At 40.2% G+C, this 20,699-nt stretch carries 16 protein-coding genes; all 16 read right to left on the reverse strand.

Going from position 1 to position 20,699, the window contains the following annotated elements:
- Positions 1 to 42: 42 nt before the first annotated feature.
- The 16 genes from G603_RS0117435 to G603_RS0117510 all read right to left on the reverse strand — a co-directional run bounded on the left by G603_RS0117435 (position 43) and on the right by G603_RS0117510 (position 20,640).
- Positions 43 to 888 carry a Uma2 family endonuclease gene (locus G603_RS0117435; protein ID WP_026671003.1) on the reverse strand — a complete coding sequence of 282 codons (846 nt, stop codon included), beginning with the start codon at positions 886 to 888 and terminating at the stop codon, positions 43 to 45.
- 126 nt (positions 889 to 1,014) lie between these two features.
- Positions 1,015 to 1,659, reverse strand: a complete 645-nt coding sequence (locus G603_RS0117440) for an acetyltransferase (protein ID WP_026523440.1) — start codon at positions 1,657 to 1,659, stop codon at positions 1,015 to 1,017.
- 131 nt (positions 1,660 to 1,790) lie between these two features.
- Positions 1,791 to 3,224 (reverse strand): flagellin N-terminal helical domain-containing protein, encoded by a 1,434-nt coding sequence (locus G603_RS0117445; RefSeq protein WP_026671004.1) that lies wholly within the window; start codon positions 3,222 to 3,224, stop codon positions 1,791 to 1,793.
- 302 nt (positions 3,225 to 3,526) lie between these two features.
- Positions 3,527 to 5,266, reverse strand: coding sequence for a hypothetical protein (locus G603_RS0117450; protein WP_026671005.1), 1,740 nt, complete (start codon positions 5,264 to 5,266; stop codon positions 3,527 to 3,529).
- Positions 5,267 to 5,294: 28 nt separating this feature from the next.
- On the reverse strand, positions 5,295 to 7,121 hold the full coding sequence (locus G603_RS0117455) for a motility associated factor glycosyltransferase family protein (protein WP_026671006.1): 1,827 nt from the start codon (positions 7,119 to 7,121) through the stop codon (positions 5,295 to 5,297).
- Complete coding sequence (locus G603_RS0117460; protein WP_026671007.1) at positions 7,114 to 8,970, reverse strand: motility associated factor glycosyltransferase family protein; 1,857 nt, start codon at positions 8,968 to 8,970, stop codon at positions 7,114 to 7,116. The genes G603_RS0117455 and G603_RS0117460 overlap by 8 nt, the downstream gene beginning before the upstream one ends.
- A gap of 14 nt (positions 8,971 to 8,984) precedes the next feature.
- Complete coding sequence (locus G603_RS0117465) at positions 8,985 to 10,784, reverse strand: motility associated factor glycosyltransferase family protein (protein ID WP_026671008.1); 1,800 nt, start codon at positions 10,782 to 10,784, stop codon at positions 8,985 to 8,987.
- Positions 10,785 to 10,892: 108 nt separating this feature from the next.
- Positions 10,893 to 12,683, reverse strand: a complete 1,791-nt coding sequence (locus G603_RS0117470; protein WP_026671009.1) for a motility associated factor glycosyltransferase family protein — start codon at positions 12,681 to 12,683, stop codon at positions 10,893 to 10,895.
- Positions 12,684 to 12,709: 26 nt separating this feature from the next.
- On the reverse strand, positions 12,710 to 13,015 hold the full coding sequence (locus G603_RS0117475) for a hypothetical protein (RefSeq protein ID WP_026671010.1): 306 nt from the start codon (positions 13,013 to 13,015) through the stop codon (positions 12,710 to 12,712).
- Positions 13,016 to 13,211: 196 nt separating this feature from the next.
- A complete protein-coding gene (locus tag G603_RS0117480) occupies positions 13,212 to 14,621 on the reverse strand; it encodes a flagellin N-terminal helical domain-containing protein (RefSeq protein WP_026671011.1) in 1,410 nt (469 codons plus the stop codon).
- Positions 14,622 to 14,907: 286 nt separating this feature from the next.
- Complete coding sequence (locus G603_RS0117485) at positions 14,908 to 15,591, reverse strand: acylneuraminate cytidylyltransferase family protein (protein ID WP_026671012.1); 684 nt, start codon at positions 15,589 to 15,591, stop codon at positions 14,908 to 14,910.
- Positions 15,592 to 15,624: 33 nt separating this feature from the next.
- On the reverse strand, positions 15,625 to 16,785 hold the full coding sequence (gene neuC, locus G603_RS0117490; RefSeq protein ID WP_026671013.1) for a UDP-N-acetylglucosamine 2-epimerase: 1,161 nt from the start codon (positions 16,783 to 16,785) through the stop codon (positions 15,625 to 15,627).
- A 43-nt stretch (positions 16,786 to 16,828) separates the two neighbouring features.
- Positions 16,829 to 18,043 carry a polysaccharide biosynthesis protein gene (locus G603_RS0117495; protein ID WP_026671014.1) on the reverse strand — a complete coding sequence of 405 codons (1,215 nt, stop codon included), beginning with the start codon at positions 18,041 to 18,043 and terminating at the stop codon, positions 16,829 to 16,831.
- On the reverse strand, positions 18,043 to 19,125 hold the full coding sequence (locus G603_RS0117500; RefSeq protein ID WP_051208073.1) for a nucleotidyltransferase family protein: 1,083 nt from the start codon (positions 19,123 to 19,125) through the stop codon (positions 18,043 to 18,045). Before G603_RS0117500 ends, G603_RS0117495 begins: the two co-directional genes overlap by 1 nt.
- Before the next feature lie 14 nt (positions 19,126 to 19,139).
- The gene (gene fliW, locus G603_RS0117505) at positions 19,140 to 19,595 is read right to left on the reverse strand and encodes a flagellar assembly protein FliW (protein ID WP_026671016.1); all 456 of its coding nucleotides are present in this window, start codon (positions 19,593 to 19,595) and stop codon (positions 19,140 to 19,142) included.
- Positions 19,596 to 19,641: 46 nt separating this feature from the next.
- Positions 19,642 to 20,640: a hypothetical protein gene (locus G603_RS0117510; protein WP_026671017.1), complete on the reverse strand. Its 999-nt coding sequence runs from the start codon at positions 20,638 to 20,640 to the stop codon at positions 19,642 to 19,644.
- Between the last annotated feature and the right edge of the window lie 59 nt (positions 20,641 to 20,699).

Below are 20,699 nucleotides of genomic sequence, written 5' to 3' on the forward strand. Positions count from 1 at the left end.
CAAAGCTATCTTATTCATGGAAAATCCACTGCCAGCCCTGCTTTATTTTGAGAATCTTTCTATAATCTGATTCACCTCTTCCAAATCTATCCTGAGTTTGCCATCAAAGATATTCATTGGATAATCTCCTTCAAGTGGCATAATCTCAGGTGTAACGTCTTCATCCTTAAAGTTGTATACGATCAAAACCCTCTTCTTAGGATCTATCATCCAATACTCCTTCACACCGGCATTACAATATTTCTCAGATTTGATGAACATATCTTTTCTACGCGTAGATTGTGATAATATCTCCAAAACAAAATCCGGCGCACCATAGATTACCCTATCCCTAATCTTATCTTCATCACAAACAATTACCACATCCGGTTGAACCATGGTCCTGTCATCACAATCCAGCTGCACGTCAATGGGGGAATACAATGGTATGCAATCGCCCTTATTGGATCGTATGAAGTTATATATTGCATTAAACACAGCACTGCTAATTATCTGATGAACAGGTCTTGGTGCTGTCATGTCATAGAAAACACCATCTATCAGTTCAACCCACTGATCTTCTGGTAGCGCATAATAATCTTCCACAGTATATTCACCATTTTTCTTACTCCCATAAGATGGTGAACTCTCCGCCAGATCTGATGACTTCTCACACCTATCGGAAAAAATAACGCTACTTTGCTCATAGGAATATGCCTTGCCAAAATATTTGGATTCATCTCCCTCAAGCACCTTCTCAATAGCATCAAGTGTAGCCTTCCTGGGATTTTTGGTATTGCCGGAAAAAATTCTCTGCAGTGTAACCACCGGGACCCCGGTGTAATCCGAAAGTTGGGTAAAACTATATCCCCTTGAATCCTTGATCCTGTTCATCTCTTCGATAGTCATGGAAGCCTCCTGCATCTGCTATAAAACTGATAGGCAAATGATAATGATTTGCATCACTGCATATCAATGCCAATCATTATATATATCTTAATATCATATTATATCATTAAATATCATTCGTCAATATCAGTTCCAGCCCCTTAGAATTCTGGCAGGCATTCCAACTGCAGTACACTGGGTCCCTACATCCTTTAGAACAACTGCACCTGCGCCGATGATCGCATCGCTTCCAACCTTAACACCCTGAAGAATAGTGGCACCTGCTCCTACTAAAGTATTGGCGCCTACATTGCATTCTCCACAAACCTTTGTCCCCACAGCTACGTGAGCAAAATCACCGATCACACTGTCATGCTCAACTATGGCACCGGTGTTGATTATCACGTTATCGCCTACAGTTGCACCTGCGTTTATAACTGCATTCTTGCCAACAAATATGCCTGTTCCAAGCTTTGCATTGGCAGACACCACAGCTGAAGGGTCAATAATATTGGGAAAAGAAAATCCCATATCCTTAGCAAGATAGAACAGTTTACTTCTAAGGCCGCTGGGCTTTACAAATCCAACCGTAATAAAGGCCTTGGTGGTTCCCTCCTCAAAAAGCTTTGGAAGAACATCATCTGTGCCCACAACCTCACATCCAAAGATTTCATCTCCGGGCTTAAGGTTTACATCCGTTATGAAAATTTTTCCAAATCTCTTTGACCGTAGCGCCGCATCTATCACCGATTTACAATGACCACCGCCGCCAATCATAACTATGTTTTCCATCGCGATCCCTCATAAAAAAGTAAACACTACATATAATTATAAACGGAATTACGAATAATTTAAATAGAAGAGGCACCCTCCGGTTTTGGAAGGTGCCCCTGAAGTTTTGATTTTGATTATCAGTTTTATTATTAGCCCTGAAGGAGTGACATAACACCCTGTGTACTCTGGTTTGCCTGAGCCAGCATTGACTGTCCTGCCTGTGCGAGGATGTTGTTCTTGCTGTAGGTAACCATTTCTTCTGCCATGTCTGTATCGCGGATTCTGGACTCTGCTGCTGTTGTATTCTCTACTACGTTGTCCAGGTTCTTGATTGTGTGCTCTAATCTGTTCTGGATAGCACCGAGTTCAGATCTCTGTTCTGATACTACCTTGAGAGCATCTTCGATGGCGTCTATTGCGTAAGTAGCTGAAATTCCAAGGCTGTCGGTTACTGTAAGGTTCTGGATTCCGAGGTTAGCTGCGTTCATAACCTGTACGTTCATCATGATCTTGTTTGTCATGTCTGCGTCAGATCCTACATGAAGCTGAAGACCGAGATCCTTAGCTACCTTAGCTGTTCCCTTTGAGATGGAGAAGGTATATTTCTTCTCGTCATTGGTTACACCATTAAGTGTAGTAGAAGCCTGAATTCCTACCTTAACCATGCCTACTTTGTTATTATCTACACCGATCAGGTTAGCCTGCTTAAGAGCTTCTGTCATCTTAGCGATAGCTACTGATACTGTGATGTTTGTAGATATGGATGCATTTGCTGCTACTCTGGTACTTCCTGTTCCGTTCTGGATACCTGCAGGGATTCTAACCTGAGCACCATCTACTACCATTGCCTTTATCTCTTCAAGTGTGTATTCCTGATCGCCAACCTTGAATACATCTGTTGTAGTATCGTATGAGCTTGTTGCTCTTACGTATGTTGTTCCGTTGATTGTTACGGATGATCCTGCTGCCAGTGCTGCTGAAATTCCGCCCTGGAGATATCCGATTGTATCTGTATTCTTGTTGTACATGTGATAGTTGATACCTGCAATCTTGATATCCTCACTGGACTTAATGTATGTTGTGAATGTTGCGCTTACGCCAAGATCTGCAACTGTTCCGTTCAAACCTGCATCATGTGCAACCATGTATTTGTTATAGTTTCCGGTACCACCTTTAAGAAGGAAGGTCTCGTTAAACTTTGTGGTCTCTGCAACTCTGTCGATCTCAGTTGTAAGCTGTGTGATCTCGTTCTGGATGGCATCACGGTCGCTCTTACTGTTTGTACCGTTGGCTGCCTGTACTGCCAGCTCGTTCATTCTCTGCAGCATATCGTGTACTTCTGTGAGTGCACCTTCAGCTGTCTGAACTGCGCTTACACCATCGTCAGCGTTGGTTGATGCTCTGTCAAGACCTCTCATCTGCTTTCTCATCTTTTCACTGATGGACAATCCTGCTGCATCATCTGCTGCTCTATTGATCTTGTAACCTGAGGAAAGTTTTTCTGAAGATTTTGCCTGGGTACCTGTTGTAATGCCAAGCATTCTATTAGAATTCATCGCCGTCAAATTATGCTGGATAACCATATTATACCTCCATGTGGGTGCAGTCTCTCCCTCTAATCCGTAGAGCCCGAGCCTGCTGCTTGATACTTTGTTTCAAAATAATAGTTACTTATTAAGTTGAGTGCGCTCCCACATCGATCATCCTTGACGATGTTTTTTATTCTTTACACTTTATATATCGTTCGCTTTTTTGTTTCCTTAACCCCTTTTTTGAAATTTTTTTGAATTTTTATTTCAAATTGTTTCCGAAATTGATGAAAAAGGCGAAAAAGCGCAGTATTTATGCGCATCTTCGCCTTGAATAATTTCTTCAAAAAAATATTTTATTCTTCAATTTTTACTATATTTCGATAATCAACCGGCCTGTTTGCCATTTCTTTTTCTATACTTTTATTATAATGAAGAGTCAAAAGAAGCACATCGTCTTCGCTCAGTACTCCACGTTCCTCTAATTCATCAGCCAATTTTCTATATAAGTCATTGATCTTATCACATGCTGCATCCCAGGTATATAGCTTTTCCATCTCCTGATAGTAATATCCGTAGGCTATTCTTACCCTCATATACAGATTCAGAAAAGTACTCAAAATACCATTAAGAATTTCCTCTATCGTCAGATTCATACCTATAAGTATTTCAATCAAAGCTTTTGTCTGCTCCAGTCTGTTATCCAATGTTACATGTTCAGGAGGAGTTGTTAGCTTTTCTCTTTCTTTATTGTGCAAAACATCACCCACACTGTCATAGAAACAGGGAATATTTGGCGTATATATGCCGCTCTTATGACCAAGATAAGCCGTATAAACACAGTGTGTGTAATATACATAATATATATTTTCTTTATATTTGCTGAACTTCTCGATAAGCTTGTCTTTCCTTACATCGTCCGGTTTTAGACATATGCCAGTCAGATATGTACATCCAAATCCTGACTGCAGTCCATTGACACCAGGCACTTGGTATAGTTCTTTATCAAGATAATATCCTACGCCAACAACGCCAAAACAGATAACCCCCTGATCACGATTTTTATTTATTACCTCAAGCACATACCCGAAATTCTCGTGAATAAGATAATCCTCATCACTACAGAACAGAGAAAACTCAGCATCATCGAATTCAAGTACATTTATGAGGCTGTCCCTAAAACACTCCGATGATTTAACACAATATTTTATTCTTGAGTCCGTATGTGATAATTTCTCAATCTCCTCATAATATTCAGACTCTTCTTTTGAAGAATTATTACATATAATAAACTCTACTTCTTCATCATATAGAAGCCCCTGTAATCTCTTAACATTTTCAAGCGCAATCTTTCCTCTATTAAAGGTCGGAATCGTTATAGCTACCAGTGGCTTATTTTTCTTTTCTTCTGATATACGTTTCTTATGAAGCCCGGACATATCTTCCGCATAGTCGTAGCCGGATGCAGATTTAATCGTACGCGGGATATAATTTCCCGTCTCGTACAGATAATCAATCAACTCCTGCCTGTCCAAAAAAATCATAACAGCATCATCAAGCTGCTGTGCAACTCCCGGAATCATGAAAAAAGAAAAGAATCCGTTCCTGCTATCTGCATCATCAAGCACTATGTATTCATGCTTAAATCTTTCTTTTGTCGTAACGTCCAAAATCATTTTCAGATTGGAGAAACCATCTATTATTATTGAATCTATGGATCTGTATACATCACTGGTATCTTCAACAGTAAAATCATAATGCTGTCCGCTGTAGAATTTATTTTCAGGTTTACTCCAAACATAATATGTAGTGTCAGATACGGGCACCATTAAAAGAGAATTATTGTCAAAATCCGGAACATCTTCCTTTTTAAGTATTCCACGTTCTATAAGAATTTTCATATTCTCGGAAAATGCATTTTTAAATTCTTCTTCGTTGGGCTTTATGAAGTTTTCATAGACTACCTCAAAAATGTCTGCTTTCTGTCCAATATCTTCTGATGCAATATGCGCTGCAATAAAGGCTTTTACAGCCTCGTCATAGTTGTTCTCATCAAACCTGTCAAACGCATATTGTAATAAACTCTCAACAGACATCTCTAACCCCCAATTCTTCCTGATAACCTTATGCGTTATCTGCTATACCTACATTTATAGCTGCAACGATTTCTTCCTTTAAAACCGCGCAATCATTCTGAAAAGCAGAAAAGTATTCTCTTTCTCTGCCAATAACAATTTCACCTTCCAAATTATTTCTTATAATTATCTCATGATCAGGTATAGAATCAGTATTCTCTATCCAAAGTTCCTCCATCATAAAATTAACAACGGATGAAAATATTTCTTCTCTCAGATCTGCAAGATATTTTATAAGTTTTTTGTTATATTCATCTGCAACATCTGATCTTGATATTGATTCCAAAAACAAATTGCATACCTTCACGATTTCTTTTGCATTATCTACAAATATATCCAAAACCTTAAGCCAAACCTCAAGCATACTCTTAGTTTTTAGATATTCTTCAACTGTCTGTGCTTTTGGAATAACATCATTACTGATTTTCATTTCAAAACCACATTCAGAAAATTCATCCGCTACACTATCAAGCGTTCTTATTTCACTCCCTTGAATTAAAGCCCCTCCCTCTGTGGCATCTATAACTCTGATCTCCGGATGGGCTTTTATCTGTTCTTCAAAAAAATGGCGGAAAGTGTTCCAGGCAACAGTAGTCGCAATCTCTTTACCATCTATTCCTTCTACCATTAAAACATCCATATTCCGTTCGCCAGTGTCCGTGTCATCCGCATGCGTTTTACCATCAAGATATGCAAGATCCTGCCCAATCAACACAATAGTTTTTATCCCAATATCCCTGCATGCGCAAAATGCCGCTCCAGCAACATTTCCACCATAATCTATACCGCTTAGGGTTGCACCGGACTTCTCTCCTATAAGCCCATTCTCATAAACAAGTCCCTGAAAATATATAATTCTGTTCTTAAATAGTTCCTGTACATCTATACATGCCTGATATGAAGCAATCAAAGGCACGTTCCGAGCTATGTCACATTTAAGAAAAGAAACATCTATTTCAGGATCCACAGATACTATAGTGTCAGGAACAATTCCATACTCATTCAAAACTCTAATAGCTCTGTCTACACAGACAATAAACCCATGTCCTTTTATTCTTTTAAGCACTTCAATATTTTTATGTAGAGATGGTCCCGCAGATACTATTATAGCAGGAGTTCCTTCCGGAATTAGTTTTGCAAAATCCGGAAAAAGGAAAGCAAAACGCATATGATTCCAAGCATATAATCTTGCCTTCAAGGCACTTCTGCCCATTTCTCTAACAAAGGAATTATCGTAGCTTTTACTTATCTGAAGCTTATCGCACGCTTCTCTAAAAGCTTCGTTTCTAATGTAAAAAGGAGTTACAATTACTTTAAGCTCTGATTTAAACTGCACAAGTTCTTTGTGAACATCCCTGAAATAGCAGGCTTTCTGTTCCTCCTTAATATATAGTTTCACCTTAGGATTACGTATGATTTCCGTAAGATCCACGTAGGCACATACAAAGGAAAAGAAATCTTCTAAGGGCTCATACAAAAAATATTCGATATCAGGTCTTAATGAACACGTCAGTGCTCTTAGATATACGCCTGTCGACATTCCATAAATTGCCACTGCGCATCTTCTGCAGCCATCGCTAAAATCTCTACTCCACCTGTCTGCTTCGTATGAGGGGCTGTACAAACTATTTACTCTGACCCAACCAGTATTGCCCGCAAAAACATAAGCTACCGGTTCACCGAAAGCCCCTTCTCTCATCTGGTAGTGTGTATCCTCTTCTTCATCTGCACTAAGCATGAAACCATATTTTAATTCGAATTCATGAAAATTCCTTTGCCGCAATTCTTCATCCGGCTTAAGTAATTCATTAAGCATTCTCTGCCTTTTCCTTCTCCCAGTCAGCTTTTCCTATATCTATTGCTTCCTGAAGTTCCTTCTTCAAGCTCCTGCAATCCTCCGGAAAATGCTCAAAGAACTTAAGAGCACTTTCAAATACCGATGCAGCCTCCTCGTTATTACGAACCATAAAGGTATAATCAGGGATTGAATATAAGTCTTCAATCCAAAACTCTTCCATCAATGTATTGATTAGCGTGCCGTATATTTCACTTCTAAGTGCATCCATTTTATTTAGCTTTTTCTTGTGTTTAGGATCCGTAATATCTTGATATTTGCTTATTCTGAGGAGCTGTTTGCTAAGTAAAGCAAGTTCTTCCGAGTTCCCAGCTATCATATCAAGGTCCTCAATCCACTTTTCCTCTCTCTTTACTGTCTCCAAATACTCTTCATCTGTTTCTGCTATTGGCAGATCGTCAAATATCTTTCTAAGATCGTAGTTGCCGGTGCAGACTTTTTCTGACACCTCTTCCAGTGTCATTATCTCTGTTCCTTCGATATATGCTCCGCCTTCAGTAGCATCTATCACTCGCATTTCAGGATGCATTGCTATCTGACGCTCGAAGAAATTTCTGAAGCCAATCCACATATCATTACTCTTTACCGTTCCGCCGTCTATACCTTTGATCTCTTTGACATCAAGCTGAGGAACACCGTCGTTTTTACCGTCTGCATGATGTTTGCCATCCAGAAAAGCAAGGTCCTGTCCAATGAAAATGACAGTCTTTATTCCCAGGAATTCGCATACAGTAAACGCTCCTCCCGCTACATTTCCGCCCTGATCAAGGCCGTTTTGTGCCACAACCTTTTCACCTATAAGGCTTCTCTCATAGGCAAGTGCATGGTAAAAAATTCTTCTGTCATTAAAAAGTTTCTGACTACCGATATTTAACTGGTAAGAGCATATTACCGGAATATTCTCAGCAACCTTAACCCGCATATAATCCGGACTTTTCTCAGCGTCCAGGGAAATACATGCATCAGGAACAATGCCATATTTTTCAAGTACCAGCAATGCTCTGTCAGTACACAGAATAAATGCATGGCCCTTAACCTTGCGAAGTACTTCTACGTTTTTCGCAAGAGAAGGTCCTGCAGAAACTATGATCACCGGTATGTCACTTGGGATTCTGTCCCTTAAATCTCCAAGCAAATAAGCATTTCTCATATGATTCCATGAATACATCCTGCAGCGAAGAGCATTTCTCCCCCTATCCTTCTGATAGTTGGTGGTAGAATCCATCATTATTGCGATTTCCTCGCAGAGCTTCTCAAACTTCTCATTAGTTGAATAAAATGGAGTAATAATTCCCTTGGTCTCCGGTCTGAATGTCGCAACATCATGGATCATGTCATCAGCAAGATGATTCTTCTGTTTTTCAGTTATTGCAAAATTGATTCTTCCCTCTGATAAAAATGGAGTCATATCAACATATGCACAAACAAAAGCAAACAGCGACTCTATAGGCTCTGTTACAAAGAAAACCGTGTCAGGACGAAGCTTTTTCATAAGCGCCTTAAGGAAAACTCCTGTGGAAAATCCCATAAGAGCTATAGTGGTCCTACGATGTTCTAGTTCCTGCTTTTCAGCCCATCTTTCAGCTTCATATGAGGGATTGTAGGTACTGTTTAATCTAAGATCAGCGCCGCCAGCAGCACCAATTATATACAGCACAGGCTCTCCGTTTTCTGCGCGTTCCATTCTGTATTTCTTATCTTCATCCGGATCTATCTGAATTTCCTCATCAAATCTGGCTTTAAAAAGCGTAAGATTTACTTTTCTTAACTCTTCGTTTTTTTCAAAGGTGTTATCTACTACATTTCCCATAGAATCTGTCCTCTTTACATTATTGATTCTTCAAGACATTTTTTAAGACTTCTGCAATCTTCCGGCAATGCTTCATAAAACTTCATTGCTGAATCCAATACCGGAATAGCCTCTTCATTGTTTCTCAAAAACAAAACCATATCAGGTATGCTGTACTGATCTCTCACCCAACAATGCTCCAGCATTGAATAAGCAACTGTCCGATGTATTTCTATCTTTAGATCGCTTAGCATCTTCTTTTTCTTTGAATACTTAAGATCGTTTATATCGTGATACTTGGCAGCCTTCAGGAGCTGACTGCATATCTCTGAAAGTGCCCCCGCATTTTTCGATATCATGTCAAGATCGTCTATCCAGGATTTGATTATCTCTCTCATCCGGGTATATTCTTCATCCGTCTGGGCTTTATTCATTCCATCAAATACAGCTTTTGGATCAAAAGTCTTATCTTTAAGAATATCGGCAACCTCGCTAAACTTCATTATTCCGGTTCCCTCTATCTTTGCACCGCCCTCTGTAGCATCAATCACATTCAGTTGCGGATTCATTCCTATTTGTCTTTCGAAGAAATCCCTGAACCCTATCCACATCTCATTTGTTTCCACAGGGTTACCATCTATTCCGGGCACTAACCTTTTTTTGATATCAGGATTCCCCTCATCTTTATCATCTGCGTGATGCCTGCCTCCTGTAAAAGCCAGATCCTGTCCGATAAGTACTATATTTTTAATTCCAAGCAGCTGACATATAACAAAACATCCGCCTGCCACATTGCCACCCAGATCAGCAACGCTTGTACCTGCCTTTTCTCCAAATAGTGTCCTCTCATATCTGAGGGTATGAAAATAAATGCATCTACCGTCAAATATTTTTTGCGTTTCGCTATTTGTCTGATATGAACAGAGAAGATATGCGTTCTTTGATACATCAGCTCTTAGATAATCGGGACTTTTCTCCGCATCCATAGAGACAATTACATCCGGCTCTATACCATGCTTATCAAGTACGCTAAGTGCTCTGTCGGTGCACATGATAAACCCGTGCCCTTTTACTTTCTTAAGTTCCTCGACATTCTTATTAAGAGACGGACCGGCAGAAACTATGATTGCCGTAATATCAGAAGGTAGCCTCCCCTTTAGTTCTGTTAGCAGCATGTTGTTTCTCATGTGATTCCAGGCATACATTCTGCACTTAAGAGCAGTTCTGCTTCGTTCTCTCTGAAAATCCCCTGCCGAAGCCATGGCTGCTTCAAGTTCATGACATATATGATCAAACTCTGCGTTATTTGAATAAAACGGAGAAAATAGGCAGATCGTCTCCGGTTTAAAACTACCAAGATCTTTTATCATTCTATCCGCCATAGCTTTATGCTGTTCATTATTTATAAAAAATTCCACACGATTGTGTCTGATGATGTCTGTAATATCTATAAATGCACAGACAAAAGAGAACAATGATTCTTCCGGCTCATATACGAAGAACATTGTATCAAGGCGAAACTTGTCAATCAGTTTCCTTAGATATATTCCATTACCAAATCCCATAAGGGCAATTGTAGTGCGCCTTTTGGGAACTTCCTGTTTATCAGCAAGTCTCCCTGCTTCATAGGATGGATCATAGCTACTGTTTAACCGAAGATCTGCACCGTTCAAAACACCTCTTATCTGCAATACAGGCTCCCCGTTTCTTGCTGTATCCATGAGGTACTTATTATCTTCTCCCGGGTCAATCTTTGGTCTTACTCCATATCGGGCTTCAAATGCTGAAAAATTCAGCTCCCTTATGCCTTCATCCTTACGTAATTTACTAATCATGCTCCCCTCATAAAACATATTAGGTTACCTAAAGTTTTCGATTTTATACAAAAAATTATACCATATACCATTAACTGTGTAAGCATTCGATTTTTCAGTGATTGGTATTCATTCTTCAAGTGCCTGTCGCAAACTTAAAGCATCTTCTTTCAAAACCTTATAGTATGCTGCTGCCTCGCTGAAGGTTTCCAATGCTTCCTCATCAGTTCTTACATAGAACACTTTCGGAGGAATTAAATACATATCCTCCACCCAGTATTCCTCAAGCAGATTATTCATTTCCATTTGAAATATCTTTTTTCTTAGTTCATCCAGCCTTGTAAGCTTATCTCCGGCTTCCTGTGATTTTATCCCCTGTTGCCTTGTTATTTCAGATAACTGTTCACAAAGAGCATAAAGCTCCCCTGATATTTCACTTATCTCACCCAGCTGCCTTGTCCAATCGCTAATAATTTCTCTGATTCTGTGTCCCGTTTCCGGTTTTATCGCAGGCGGAAGGTCCTTAAAATGCCTCTCGAAGTCAGCCGCTTTACCACTTTTCTCAATATCATAAACCACTTCACTTAAGGTCATGATCTTCGAGCCCTCAATAAGAGCACCGCCTTCCGTGGCATCGATCACCTCTATCTCAGGATGCATTTTTATCTGCCGCACATAGAAATCTCTGTATTTTATCCACATCCTGGTACTTTGAACAGTATCACCGTTTATACCTGGTATCTCTTCAACATCATTTATTTCATCCATGCCATCACCCCTGTCATCAGAGTGATGTTTCCCTTCAAGGTATGCCAGGTCCTGTCCCACAAGGATAATTTTTTTTAAGCCCATTATTCGAAGCACACTGTATGCAGCACCCGCCACATTACCGCCCATGTCTATGGGAGATGATGAAAAACTCCTGCCAAGCAGACTCCTCTCATAGCTTATTTCGTCAAAGAAAACAAGCTTCTCTGATAACTTCTCCTGTGCATCAATATTTAACTGGTACGAAGAAATCACAGGTATGTTTTCTTTTATGGCATATTCCAAAAAATCTGCACTTTTCTCAGCATCAACAGATATAGCCGCATCCGGAATAACTCCGTTTTCTTTTAGAGTATCAAGTGCTCTGTCGGTAGATAAAATAAGAGCTCTGCCCTTTAGTCTCTTAAGCAGATATGCGTTTTTCTTAAGTGAAGGACCTGCTGCAACAATAACCGCCGAATAATCTGCTATGTTTTCCATCTTAAAATCGGATAAAACATGCTCTTTTTCCAAATGATTCCAGGCATGTATTCTGCATCTCAGGGCATTCCTGCCTCTTGTCATCTTATAATTTCTAAGTGCTATGCTAAGATCACCTATCTGCGTACAGATACTGTGAAATCTTGTATCTGCAGCATAAAATGGCGTTACTATTCCTATAATCTCAGGCTTATTGCTGATTACCATATTGTGAATGACATCTGTCATTGTATTTATTTGCTTTTCACTTATAAAAAGATGAATTCTTGGATTCTCGATCAGATCAGATAAATCTGTATAGGAACATACAAATGAAAAAAGAGACTGATTGGGCTCATAGACATAAATTTCCGTATCAGGGCGCATCTGTTTTACAAGAGCTTCAAGAAACACTCCCGTAGAAAATCCGCACAGAATTATAATGGTTCTTCTGGACTGCTCATCCCGTCCTCTAGCCCAGACCATCGCCTCATAGGTCGGCGAATAGGAACTGTTAAGCCTTAAGTCTCCCGAGGGCATGGCATTCCTGATAAAAAGAACAGGCTCCCCATCAGAAGCCTCTTCCATTCTGTATAAAATATCCTCTTTACTGCCTTTCTCAGGTTTAAAGCCGTACCTTTCCTGAAAGACCGCGAAATTTCTATTTCGCAAGGCTTCTTCTTTGTGAATCAAGTCAGTCTCCCCCATAAAAATATGACTTACTTCTTAATCCATTCCTCAATTTCACGATTCAGATCATGATGAAGAATATCTGCAACCAAAATGAAATCCTGCTGCTGATTGGCTTCTGCAAGCCTTGCAAAATCTGTCTGCCATTCCTGCATCTGTTTCATATGCTCAGCATCTGCCTTGCCGCTCTGAACCAGAAGCTCGGTAAATGTCACAAGAAGCCTCATAACAGGAGCAATCATCTCCGGACCGCCCGGCTTTCTCTGATAGATTGTATCAGCGGTCTTTTCATTATTGGCAATTACCTGTCTACCCATATCCTGTAACTGACTCATGCTTCCCCCTCCAAATAGTCAAACATCTTGTCTAATATACTGATAATTATATCATGTAAGCACACCCCAGCAAAGTAAGGAACGTTTTTATTTCATAGGAAAGCTATTTTCTATGAAATAAAAAGAGCTCTCCCCTTTTGGGGAAGAGCCCTTTTTATGGTTGTACTTAAAGTACTCTAGTATTTCGCTAACGTGATTAGCCGAGGAGTGAAAGAACACCCTGGTTGGACTGGTTAGCCTGAGCAAGCATTGACTGGCCTGCCTGTGCAAGAATGTTATTCTTGCTGTAGGTAACCATCTCTTCAGCCATGTCTGTATCACGGATACGGGACTCAGCTGCTGTGGTATTCTCTACTACGTTATCAACGTTCTTAATTGTGTGCTCTAATCTGTTCTGAACAGCACCGAGTGCGGATCTCTGAGCAGATACTGTCTTGATAGCATCTTCAATAGCGTCGATTGCATATGTTGCAGCTGTACCGGAGCCATCAACTACGTTGAGGTTCTGGATACCAAGATTTGCAGAGCTCATTACCTGAACACCTACAGTAATCTTGTTGGTCATGTCTGCATCAGCACCAACATGGAGCTGAAGTCCAAGATCCTTAGCAACATGTGCTGTCTGCTTGGTAATTGAGAATGTGTATCTGTTTCCTGCACTGGCTGTAGCTGTACCTGAAGCAGCTGTAGCGGGACCATTAACAGCAACCTGGCTCTGCTTGTCAGCATCAACACCGATTGTGTTAGCCTGTTTAAGAGCACCCTTCATCTTATCAAGAGCTGCAGAAACTGCAATGTTCTTGTCAAGAGTAGCATCAACTGCTGTACGAGTTGTATTGCCATTTACACGAACCTTAGCACCATCAACTACCATAGCCTTGATCTCATCAACGCTATACTCGTCCTCACCATACTTGAAGACCTTAGTTGTGCCATCCTGTGTGCTTGTGCCTGATACATAAGTTGTACCATTGATTGTTACAGAAGATGCACTTGACTCTCCGATGGAAGCCTGCAATTTGCCAATTGTATCTCTTGTCTTATCATAAATATGGTACTCTTTACCAGCGATAGTCTTGTCAGTATCTGTGTTAACGTATGCTGTGAAAGTAGCTGTACTTCCAAGATCAGCAATCTTTCCATCAAGACCTGCATCATGTGCTGCCATGTACTTGTCATGGAAGCCCTGTCCGCCTTTAAGCAGATATGTCTCGTTGAACTTTGTTGTCTCAGCAACACGGTCGATCTCAGTTGTCAGCTGATCAATCTCGTTCTGGATTGATGTACGATCAGATTCACTGTTCGTTCCGTTAGCAGCCTGAACTGCAAGCTCATTCATTCTCTGCAGCATATCGTGTACTTCTGTGAGTGCACCTTCAGCTGTCTGAACTGCGCTTACACCATCATCTGCGTTGGTGGATGCACGATCAAGACCTCTGATCTGTTTTCTCATCTTCTCGGAAATTGAAAGACCTGCTGCATCATCTGCTGCACGGTTAATCTGATAACCTGAAGAGAGCTTCTCTGCTGATCTTGACTGAGAACCAGTTGTTACTCCGAGCATTCTGTTAGCGTTCATCGCTGTGACGTTGTGTTGTACTACCATAATATACCTCCTTGTTTGTGTACGCCGCAAATCCTTTTGCGGTAGTTAAAATATTTGATTGTGTTTCGATTCGGATATCCGGTGAGCGGAGTTCCTAGGCTGCTCTCTCCCTGCTATCCTACTATATCCACATGTACATTATTGCCGTGTTCCGTGCCACAGAATTAATGCACATTGTGTTTCCTACATTCATTATATCGGACCTACTATCATAAAGTTAACCCCTTTTCTCAAAAAAAATATAAATTATTTATAAACTTATGATAGCAGTCTAAAAAGCGCCATTTTATGCGTTTTTCAACAAAAATTCGGCGTATTTAAAATCAAATATCGTATCTATATCCACGCTGTTTCGCTTATCCATAACGCAGGCATAGCATCCTGCCCTGTATAGGAACCGGTCTTTTCTAAAGTTTTCTATATCTGCTAAATAAATTGCTCCGTTTAATCTATATGTGATACCCATTTTCTGTCTTTGAGAGGTGCCGGCTCTTTCAATAAAACCGTCCATACTAAGATCATCTTTAATCTCTCCGCACCAGGACAGAGGGTGTTCAACTTCACATACAGACACCACAGCCTTGGCACTTTTCTCCTTATATATATTGAAGGCCTTTATTATGTCATCAGAATTTCTTAGCGGCGATGTGGGCTGAAGAAGGCAAAAAGCATCAAATACTTTACCATCCTTTTCGTACCGTCTTAAAACCTCTTCCACTACATCCCAGGAGCTGGAATTATCCGCCGCATTCTCGTTGCTTCTAAGAAAAGGCACCTCTGCGCCAAATTCTTTTGCTATCTGAGCATACTTCTCGGAATCTGTAGATACAAATATCTCATCGAACTGTCCGCTTTGTTTTGCTGCCTCGATAGTGTATGCCATCAGCGGCTTTCCGCAAAGCTCTTTTATGTTTTTATCAGGGAGCCCCTTTGATCCACTCCTTGCAGGAATTATTGCTATGCTTTTCATGGCTTCTTCCTTCTTCATTTTTCCCGGCGCTACTTATTTATCCGGAAGATCATAAAACTTTTTCTTCAAGTTAAAGCTGTTTTCCAACATATACTTTTTCGTTATTTGAACTATCTTATCCGATGTATTACCTGCTCCATATGGATTTACGGCATCCTTTATACTGTCCAAAAACTCTTGGGACATAGCTTTATCAATAGCCCTTTTTATTTCTTCCTTAACAGGCTCACAGTTTATCACTGTTTTTCCGGCTGTCCTTCCTTTTTGCCTGTCACCTATATTTATAGTAGGAATTCCAAAAGCCGGTGCCTCAATAATACCGCTTGATGAATTACCAATCACAAAAGCCGCTCCTTTTAGAGCGCTCATATATCTGATAACTCCAAGAGAACCCACTAAATGGAAATTTTCATGGTCAGCGGCAAAATCCTCCAGGCTCTTATTGATCACGTCTCCGTCACTATCAAGGTTTGCCTTGGTAAAAATAAAATGTATATCCTTATACTCTTCTATTGAAGATAGAAGCTCATTTATCTGTTCCGCTGCAGTACTATTTTCCAATGTGACAGGATGGAAAGTACCGACCGCATATTTTTCGCCAAGCTCAATGCCGATACTCTCTTCCAGCTCCCTGTAGGACATGGTCTCTATGTTCCCTGCATTTTCTACGCCCAAAGCACCTACACAGTAAACATTATCAGGATTCTCTCCCAGCTGGATTATTCTTTTTCTGTACTCACTTGTAGCAGGAAAATGGAGCTGACTCATTTTGGTTATGGAATGTCTGTAAGCTTCGTCAACAGCTCCTTCCGTTGTCTCGCCACCATGAATATGTATTATTGGAATCCTTCTGTTATATGCAGCTATGCATATAGCCATGGTTTCAAACCTGTCCCCCAGCACCATAAGTGCTTCCGGTTTTTCCGTGGCAAAATACTCAGAAAAACTTTTAAGAGCATTGGCCATAACCACGGACGTATCATCACTATCGCCGCTTAAGATAGATATTCTTTTATCTATCCCTATTCCATCCTTTTCAATATCGGAAACAGTATTTCCCTGGGCTGCGCAAAGATGTGCACCTGTCACCACCAGACTAAGTTCAATATCCTTATCTTTCCGAAATTTCTCTATGACAGGCTTAAGTAACCCGTATTCGGCTCTTGTCGTTGTCACTATCGATAACTTTTTCAATTAAGTGTCCCCATATAACAAAACTCTGTTTTAATTAATAAAATTACATTTTAGAATCAAGAGATTTACCTGTTTCAATATGCTCAAAATTAGGCAGATACTCTGATATTCTTTCAACAATCTGCGTCTTATCCGCATTCCCCGACTCGAAAATCCTATCCAGATCTTCAATAAGTTTAGAAACCGCCTCTTTATCGCACATTTTTTTACCTGTTATAACAGAAAGTGATGTGAACCTGTCACTGTCCACTGTTTCATCATCTGTATAGAACTCCTCGAAAGGCTTTTCTCCCGAGGTATCCGATTTAGAAAAATGAACAGGATATTTTCTGCAACCCGGATCCTTTTTAAGTTCCATGGCAGCGTCAATTGCTTCCTCATCACTGCCACATTTAATCACTTCATACCCCTGCTCTTTTAAAAGCTCCTCAGCAATTTTGTCAAAGGTCATCATCTGAACTTCTTTAAGCTTTGGGAAAAATATCTCTCTGTTTCCACCGAGCATGCAGGAAAGCATACATATCTGTCCGCTCTCTTCAGGAGAGACAAAGTATCTCTTTACATCAAGAGGTGCTCCAAGTGGCTGCAATTTCTGTATTCTGGCAAGGAACCCTGCAGGCAGAGATCCATTTGAGAAGGCCACATTTGCAAATCTTGCTGTCTTAACAGGGAACCTGTCTGAATATGAAAATATCAGATCCTCCATTATTCTTTTGGATGCTCCCATTATATTTACAGGGTTTGCAGCTTTATCAGTGGACACACAAAAATAAACTTCCGGCGGGTATTCACTCATTAGATCCAGAAGCTTTTTTGCATTTATCACATTATTTCTTACAAGGGCTTCTACTGAGAAAATATCCTTCTCAGATCTCACATGCTTATGGGCAGAAAAATTAGCCACCACATCGAAGCCCTTATGCCCTCTGAACATTCGGGCAAAAACTGCGGATGCATAATCCATAGGATATGAAAGGTATGTATCCGGCATCTTTATTTCTTTGGTTGACCTTAAATCTCTTGTCTGCTCTGCAAGAGCATTTTCGTTAATATCTGCAATTACCAGTTCTGCCGGCTCAAAAGGAAGCACCGCTTTTACAAAGCTGCTTCCGATACTCCCTGCGCCTCCAATAACAAGAATACTCTTGCCTTTGATCCTGGCACTGAGCTCCTGTCTGTTTTTATCTATATCAGCAAGGAACATGCTCTTATCACGCATTGTTACATGCTTGCTTATAAACCTTTCAAGTTCAAACATTACAGCACCTCGTTTATACGATCTTCCATTCTCTTCATTTCCTGGAATTCACCCATATCAAGGAATGACATCTCGCTGATTGGATACATTCCGACTCTTCCGCCTTTTTTCATATAATCTTCTGCAAGATCCGTCATATGGTACATGGTATCATCGGGAATCATCTTAAACAGTTCAGGGTTAACCACATACATTCCGGTGTTTACAAAATATGAAAGATGAGGTTTTTCCCTGATTGCAGATACCAGCCCTTCTTTTTCGGCTTCAAGAACGCCGTAGGGTATGGAGAAATTCTTAAGAGAAGAAACTATGGTAAGTCCGTTTTCTGCAGCTACATGATGACGCAGTATACTGTCATAATCTGCATCGATCAAAATATCGCAGTTTGTGACAATTACAGGGCGGTTGAAATTCTCTTTGATGAGTTTAAGGCTTCCTGCGGTACCAAGAGGCTTATTCTCTTCGACATACTTTATGTCATAAGGCAGCTTTTGCTCAGCGAAATAGGATTTGATCATCTCCTTCTTATAATTCACGGTAAGAAAAATTTCCTTTGCCCCATACTCGTAGAAACGATTCATTATCCTCTCAAGAATAGGAATATCGCCGATAGGAATAAGGGGCTTTGGCAGAATCTTGGTATACGGATACAGTCTTGTTCCCTTACCTCCTGCCATAATAATTACAGGTGTATCTGTAAGAGCCAGATCTGTGGCTTCCATATACACCAGGTCATTCTTATCCCTGAAGATAATATCAACTATTTTATTTTCATCATCTAAAATTGGGATAGATTTAAGAAGCGCACTATCCATAAGGAAAGTGCTTTTATCGATTTCGTTCTTATGTAGACTTCTTGTTTTGGTGAATGTTGCGTTAATTACAGGCGCATTAAGATCTCCTGATTTCAATATCCATCTTCTGATATCTCCATCAGTAAGACTGCCAAAAAGCGTCCCGTCATCTTCTATAATATACAGGATGTTTTTGGCATTCTTATCGATTTTCTGCATCGCCTCAAGAACAGTGATATCCTTTGTGGCAATAAACTTATCTAGACTCTGAATATTCTCGCCCAGCATAGTCCCCCCCAGGCTTACGCTCTGACTTTCTTTAAATAATCATAGATAGGATACTTTGTAATATACTCTTCTTTGCCCCATACAATCTCAATCTGAGCACCCTTACCGGTATCCACATTGATAAGGATTGGAGCATTGAGGTTTGCTGTCATGTTTGTAATGTCCTCAGGCACCGTTATGGTAACTAGGATAAGCAGATTCTTGTTGGTAAGAGGTTCAATAATCTCAATGTCATCCTCACTTATCTGGGGATTGTAATCCTTTTTGATGGTAAGCGGATCTATAACAGGAAGCGCAACATCAGGATCATCCATGGACTGAAGATACCAAAGAGCACCAATAGGCTTGTCCTTGTCGTGAATCAGTGCGAATTTCTGAAGATCAGGAAATCCCACAAGTCCAAAGGGCATTGTTATGATCTTCTCATCCTCAATGTCAACTTCGCCAAATATCCTGGTATTTACTTTCATTGCTATACTCTCCCTCTATTTTGAGAATCAGCCCCATTGCTGAAACTTAGATCTTCTCACCCTGTTGGATACGAAAACGTATCTGCCAAAATCTCTTCTCCTCTATCATCCTTCTGTATTCGAGGATATTTTCTCTGATCAGCTGTATATCATCCTTAGGTGCTATCTCATGTCCCGGTATCACAGGAACAATTCCGGATGCTAAAGATGCTGTAATGGAATGATCTCCACAGCTGATGATATATTCCGGTCTCATTTCTCTAATAGTAGATAGTATTACTTTAAGTGGTCTTTCCGAAGGCATATCGCCACAGCATTGGAAAAACGGAACCGATAACCCTCTTATGAAAACATTGTTGGAGTTATCCAAAAATTGCAATGAATTATGTCCTTCTATTCCAAAGAGCGGAACAACATTGCTCACAGGAAGAAGGTCGTTTGTATTAATTATCATAACATTCTGACACATACTTACAAGGATTTCCTGAGCAATAAGATTTGTCATATGCGTTTCCCTGTGAGTATCGGTCAGATACTGCTGCGTCAAAATAACAACCTGTCCACAGTTTCTGTCTTTTAGCTTTATAAAATCGCCAACATCACCAACAAGATCAGCATAATATCTCCTGCTTCTTAAGTAGATATTATGGAACATCCTGTCGGACTCAGCTGATATGATCTGCGGCTTAAGATATGAAATATACCTTGTCTGCATTAAAAGGAAAAACCTGTATCTTTCCTCGATACGGATTCCCTCTATGTAATGCAAAAGCTGCATAAAATATTCTCTGCTCTCAGTAAGTCTAACCATCAGATGCAGATATGCCACATGTCTTAGCATATCTGCCATGGTCTCTCTTGGAAAGAAATACATGTTCCTGCGAAGTCTCTCTGCCAGCTCCCTCTTACCTTCGGGAGAAAGTGCACCGCTTATTATCCTTGCACCTATCTGCAGCATCTCATCGAAATATTCAGTGATATCTTCGCTTGAGAGAATATCCAGTATTCTGTTTTCATATTCCCTTACAATCGGAAGTTCATTCACTTAAAAACCTCACTCTAGTGAAGTTATCCCGTGATCTTCAGGGCTTTCAAACACACTTC

Origin of the sequence: Butyrivibrio sp. AE3006 (genome assembly GCF_000424165.1) — a bacterium.
In the GTDB taxonomy this organism is placed as follows: Bacteria; Bacillota; Clostridia; order Lachnospirales; family Lachnospiraceae; genus Butyrivibrio.

Bases quoted from the DNA above. Each gene is read 5' to 3' on its own strand.
- G603_RS0117435 (WP_026671003.1), bottom strand. From the start codon at position 888: ATGACTATCGAAGAGATGAACAGGATCAAGGATTCAAGGGGATATAGT.
- G603_RS0117440 (WP_026523440.1), bottom strand. From the start codon at position 1,659: ATGGAAAACATAGTTATGATTGGCGGCGGTGGTCATTGTAAATCGGTG.
- G603_RS0117445 (WP_026671004.1), bottom strand. From the start codon at position 3,224: ATGGTTATCCAGCATAATTTGACGGCGATGAATTCTAATAGAATGCTT.
- G603_RS0117450 (WP_026671005.1), bottom strand. From the start codon at position 5,266: ATGTCTGTTGAGAGTTTATTACAATATGCGTTTGACAGGTTTGATGAG.
- G603_RS0117455 (WP_026671006.1), bottom strand. From the start codon at position 7,121: ATGCTTAATGAATTACTTAAGCCGGATGAAGAATTGCGGCAAAGGAAT.
- G603_RS0117460 (WP_026671007.1), bottom strand. From the start codon at position 8,970: ATGGGAAATGTAGTAGATAACACCTTTGAAAAAAACGAAGAGTTAAGA.
- G603_RS0117465 (WP_026671008.1), bottom strand. From the start codon at position 10,784: ATGATTAGTAAATTACGTAAGGATGAAGGCATAAGGGAGCTGAATTTT.
- G603_RS0117475 (WP_026671010.1), bottom strand. From the start codon at position 13,015: ATGAGTCAGTTACAGGATATGGGTAGACAGGTAATTGCCAATAATGAA.
- G603_RS0117480 (WP_026671011.1), bottom strand. From the start codon at position 14,621: ATGGTAGTACAACACAACGTCACAGCGATGAACGCTAACAGAATGCTC.
- G603_RS0117485 (WP_026671012.1), bottom strand. From the start codon at position 15,591: ATGAAAAGCATAGCAATAATTCCTGCAAGGAGTGGATCAAAGGGGCTC.
- G603_RS0117495 (WP_026671014.1), bottom strand. From the start codon at position 18,043: ATGTTTGAACTTGAAAGGTTTATAAGCAAGCATGTAACAATGCGTGAT.
- G603_RS0117500 (WP_051208073.1), bottom strand. From the start codon at position 19,125: ATGCTGGGCGAGAATATTCAGAGTCTAGATAAGTTTATTGCCACAAAG.
- fliW (WP_026671016.1), bottom strand. From the start codon at position 19,595: ATGAAAGTAAATACCAGGATATTTGGCGAAGTTGACATTGAGGATGAG.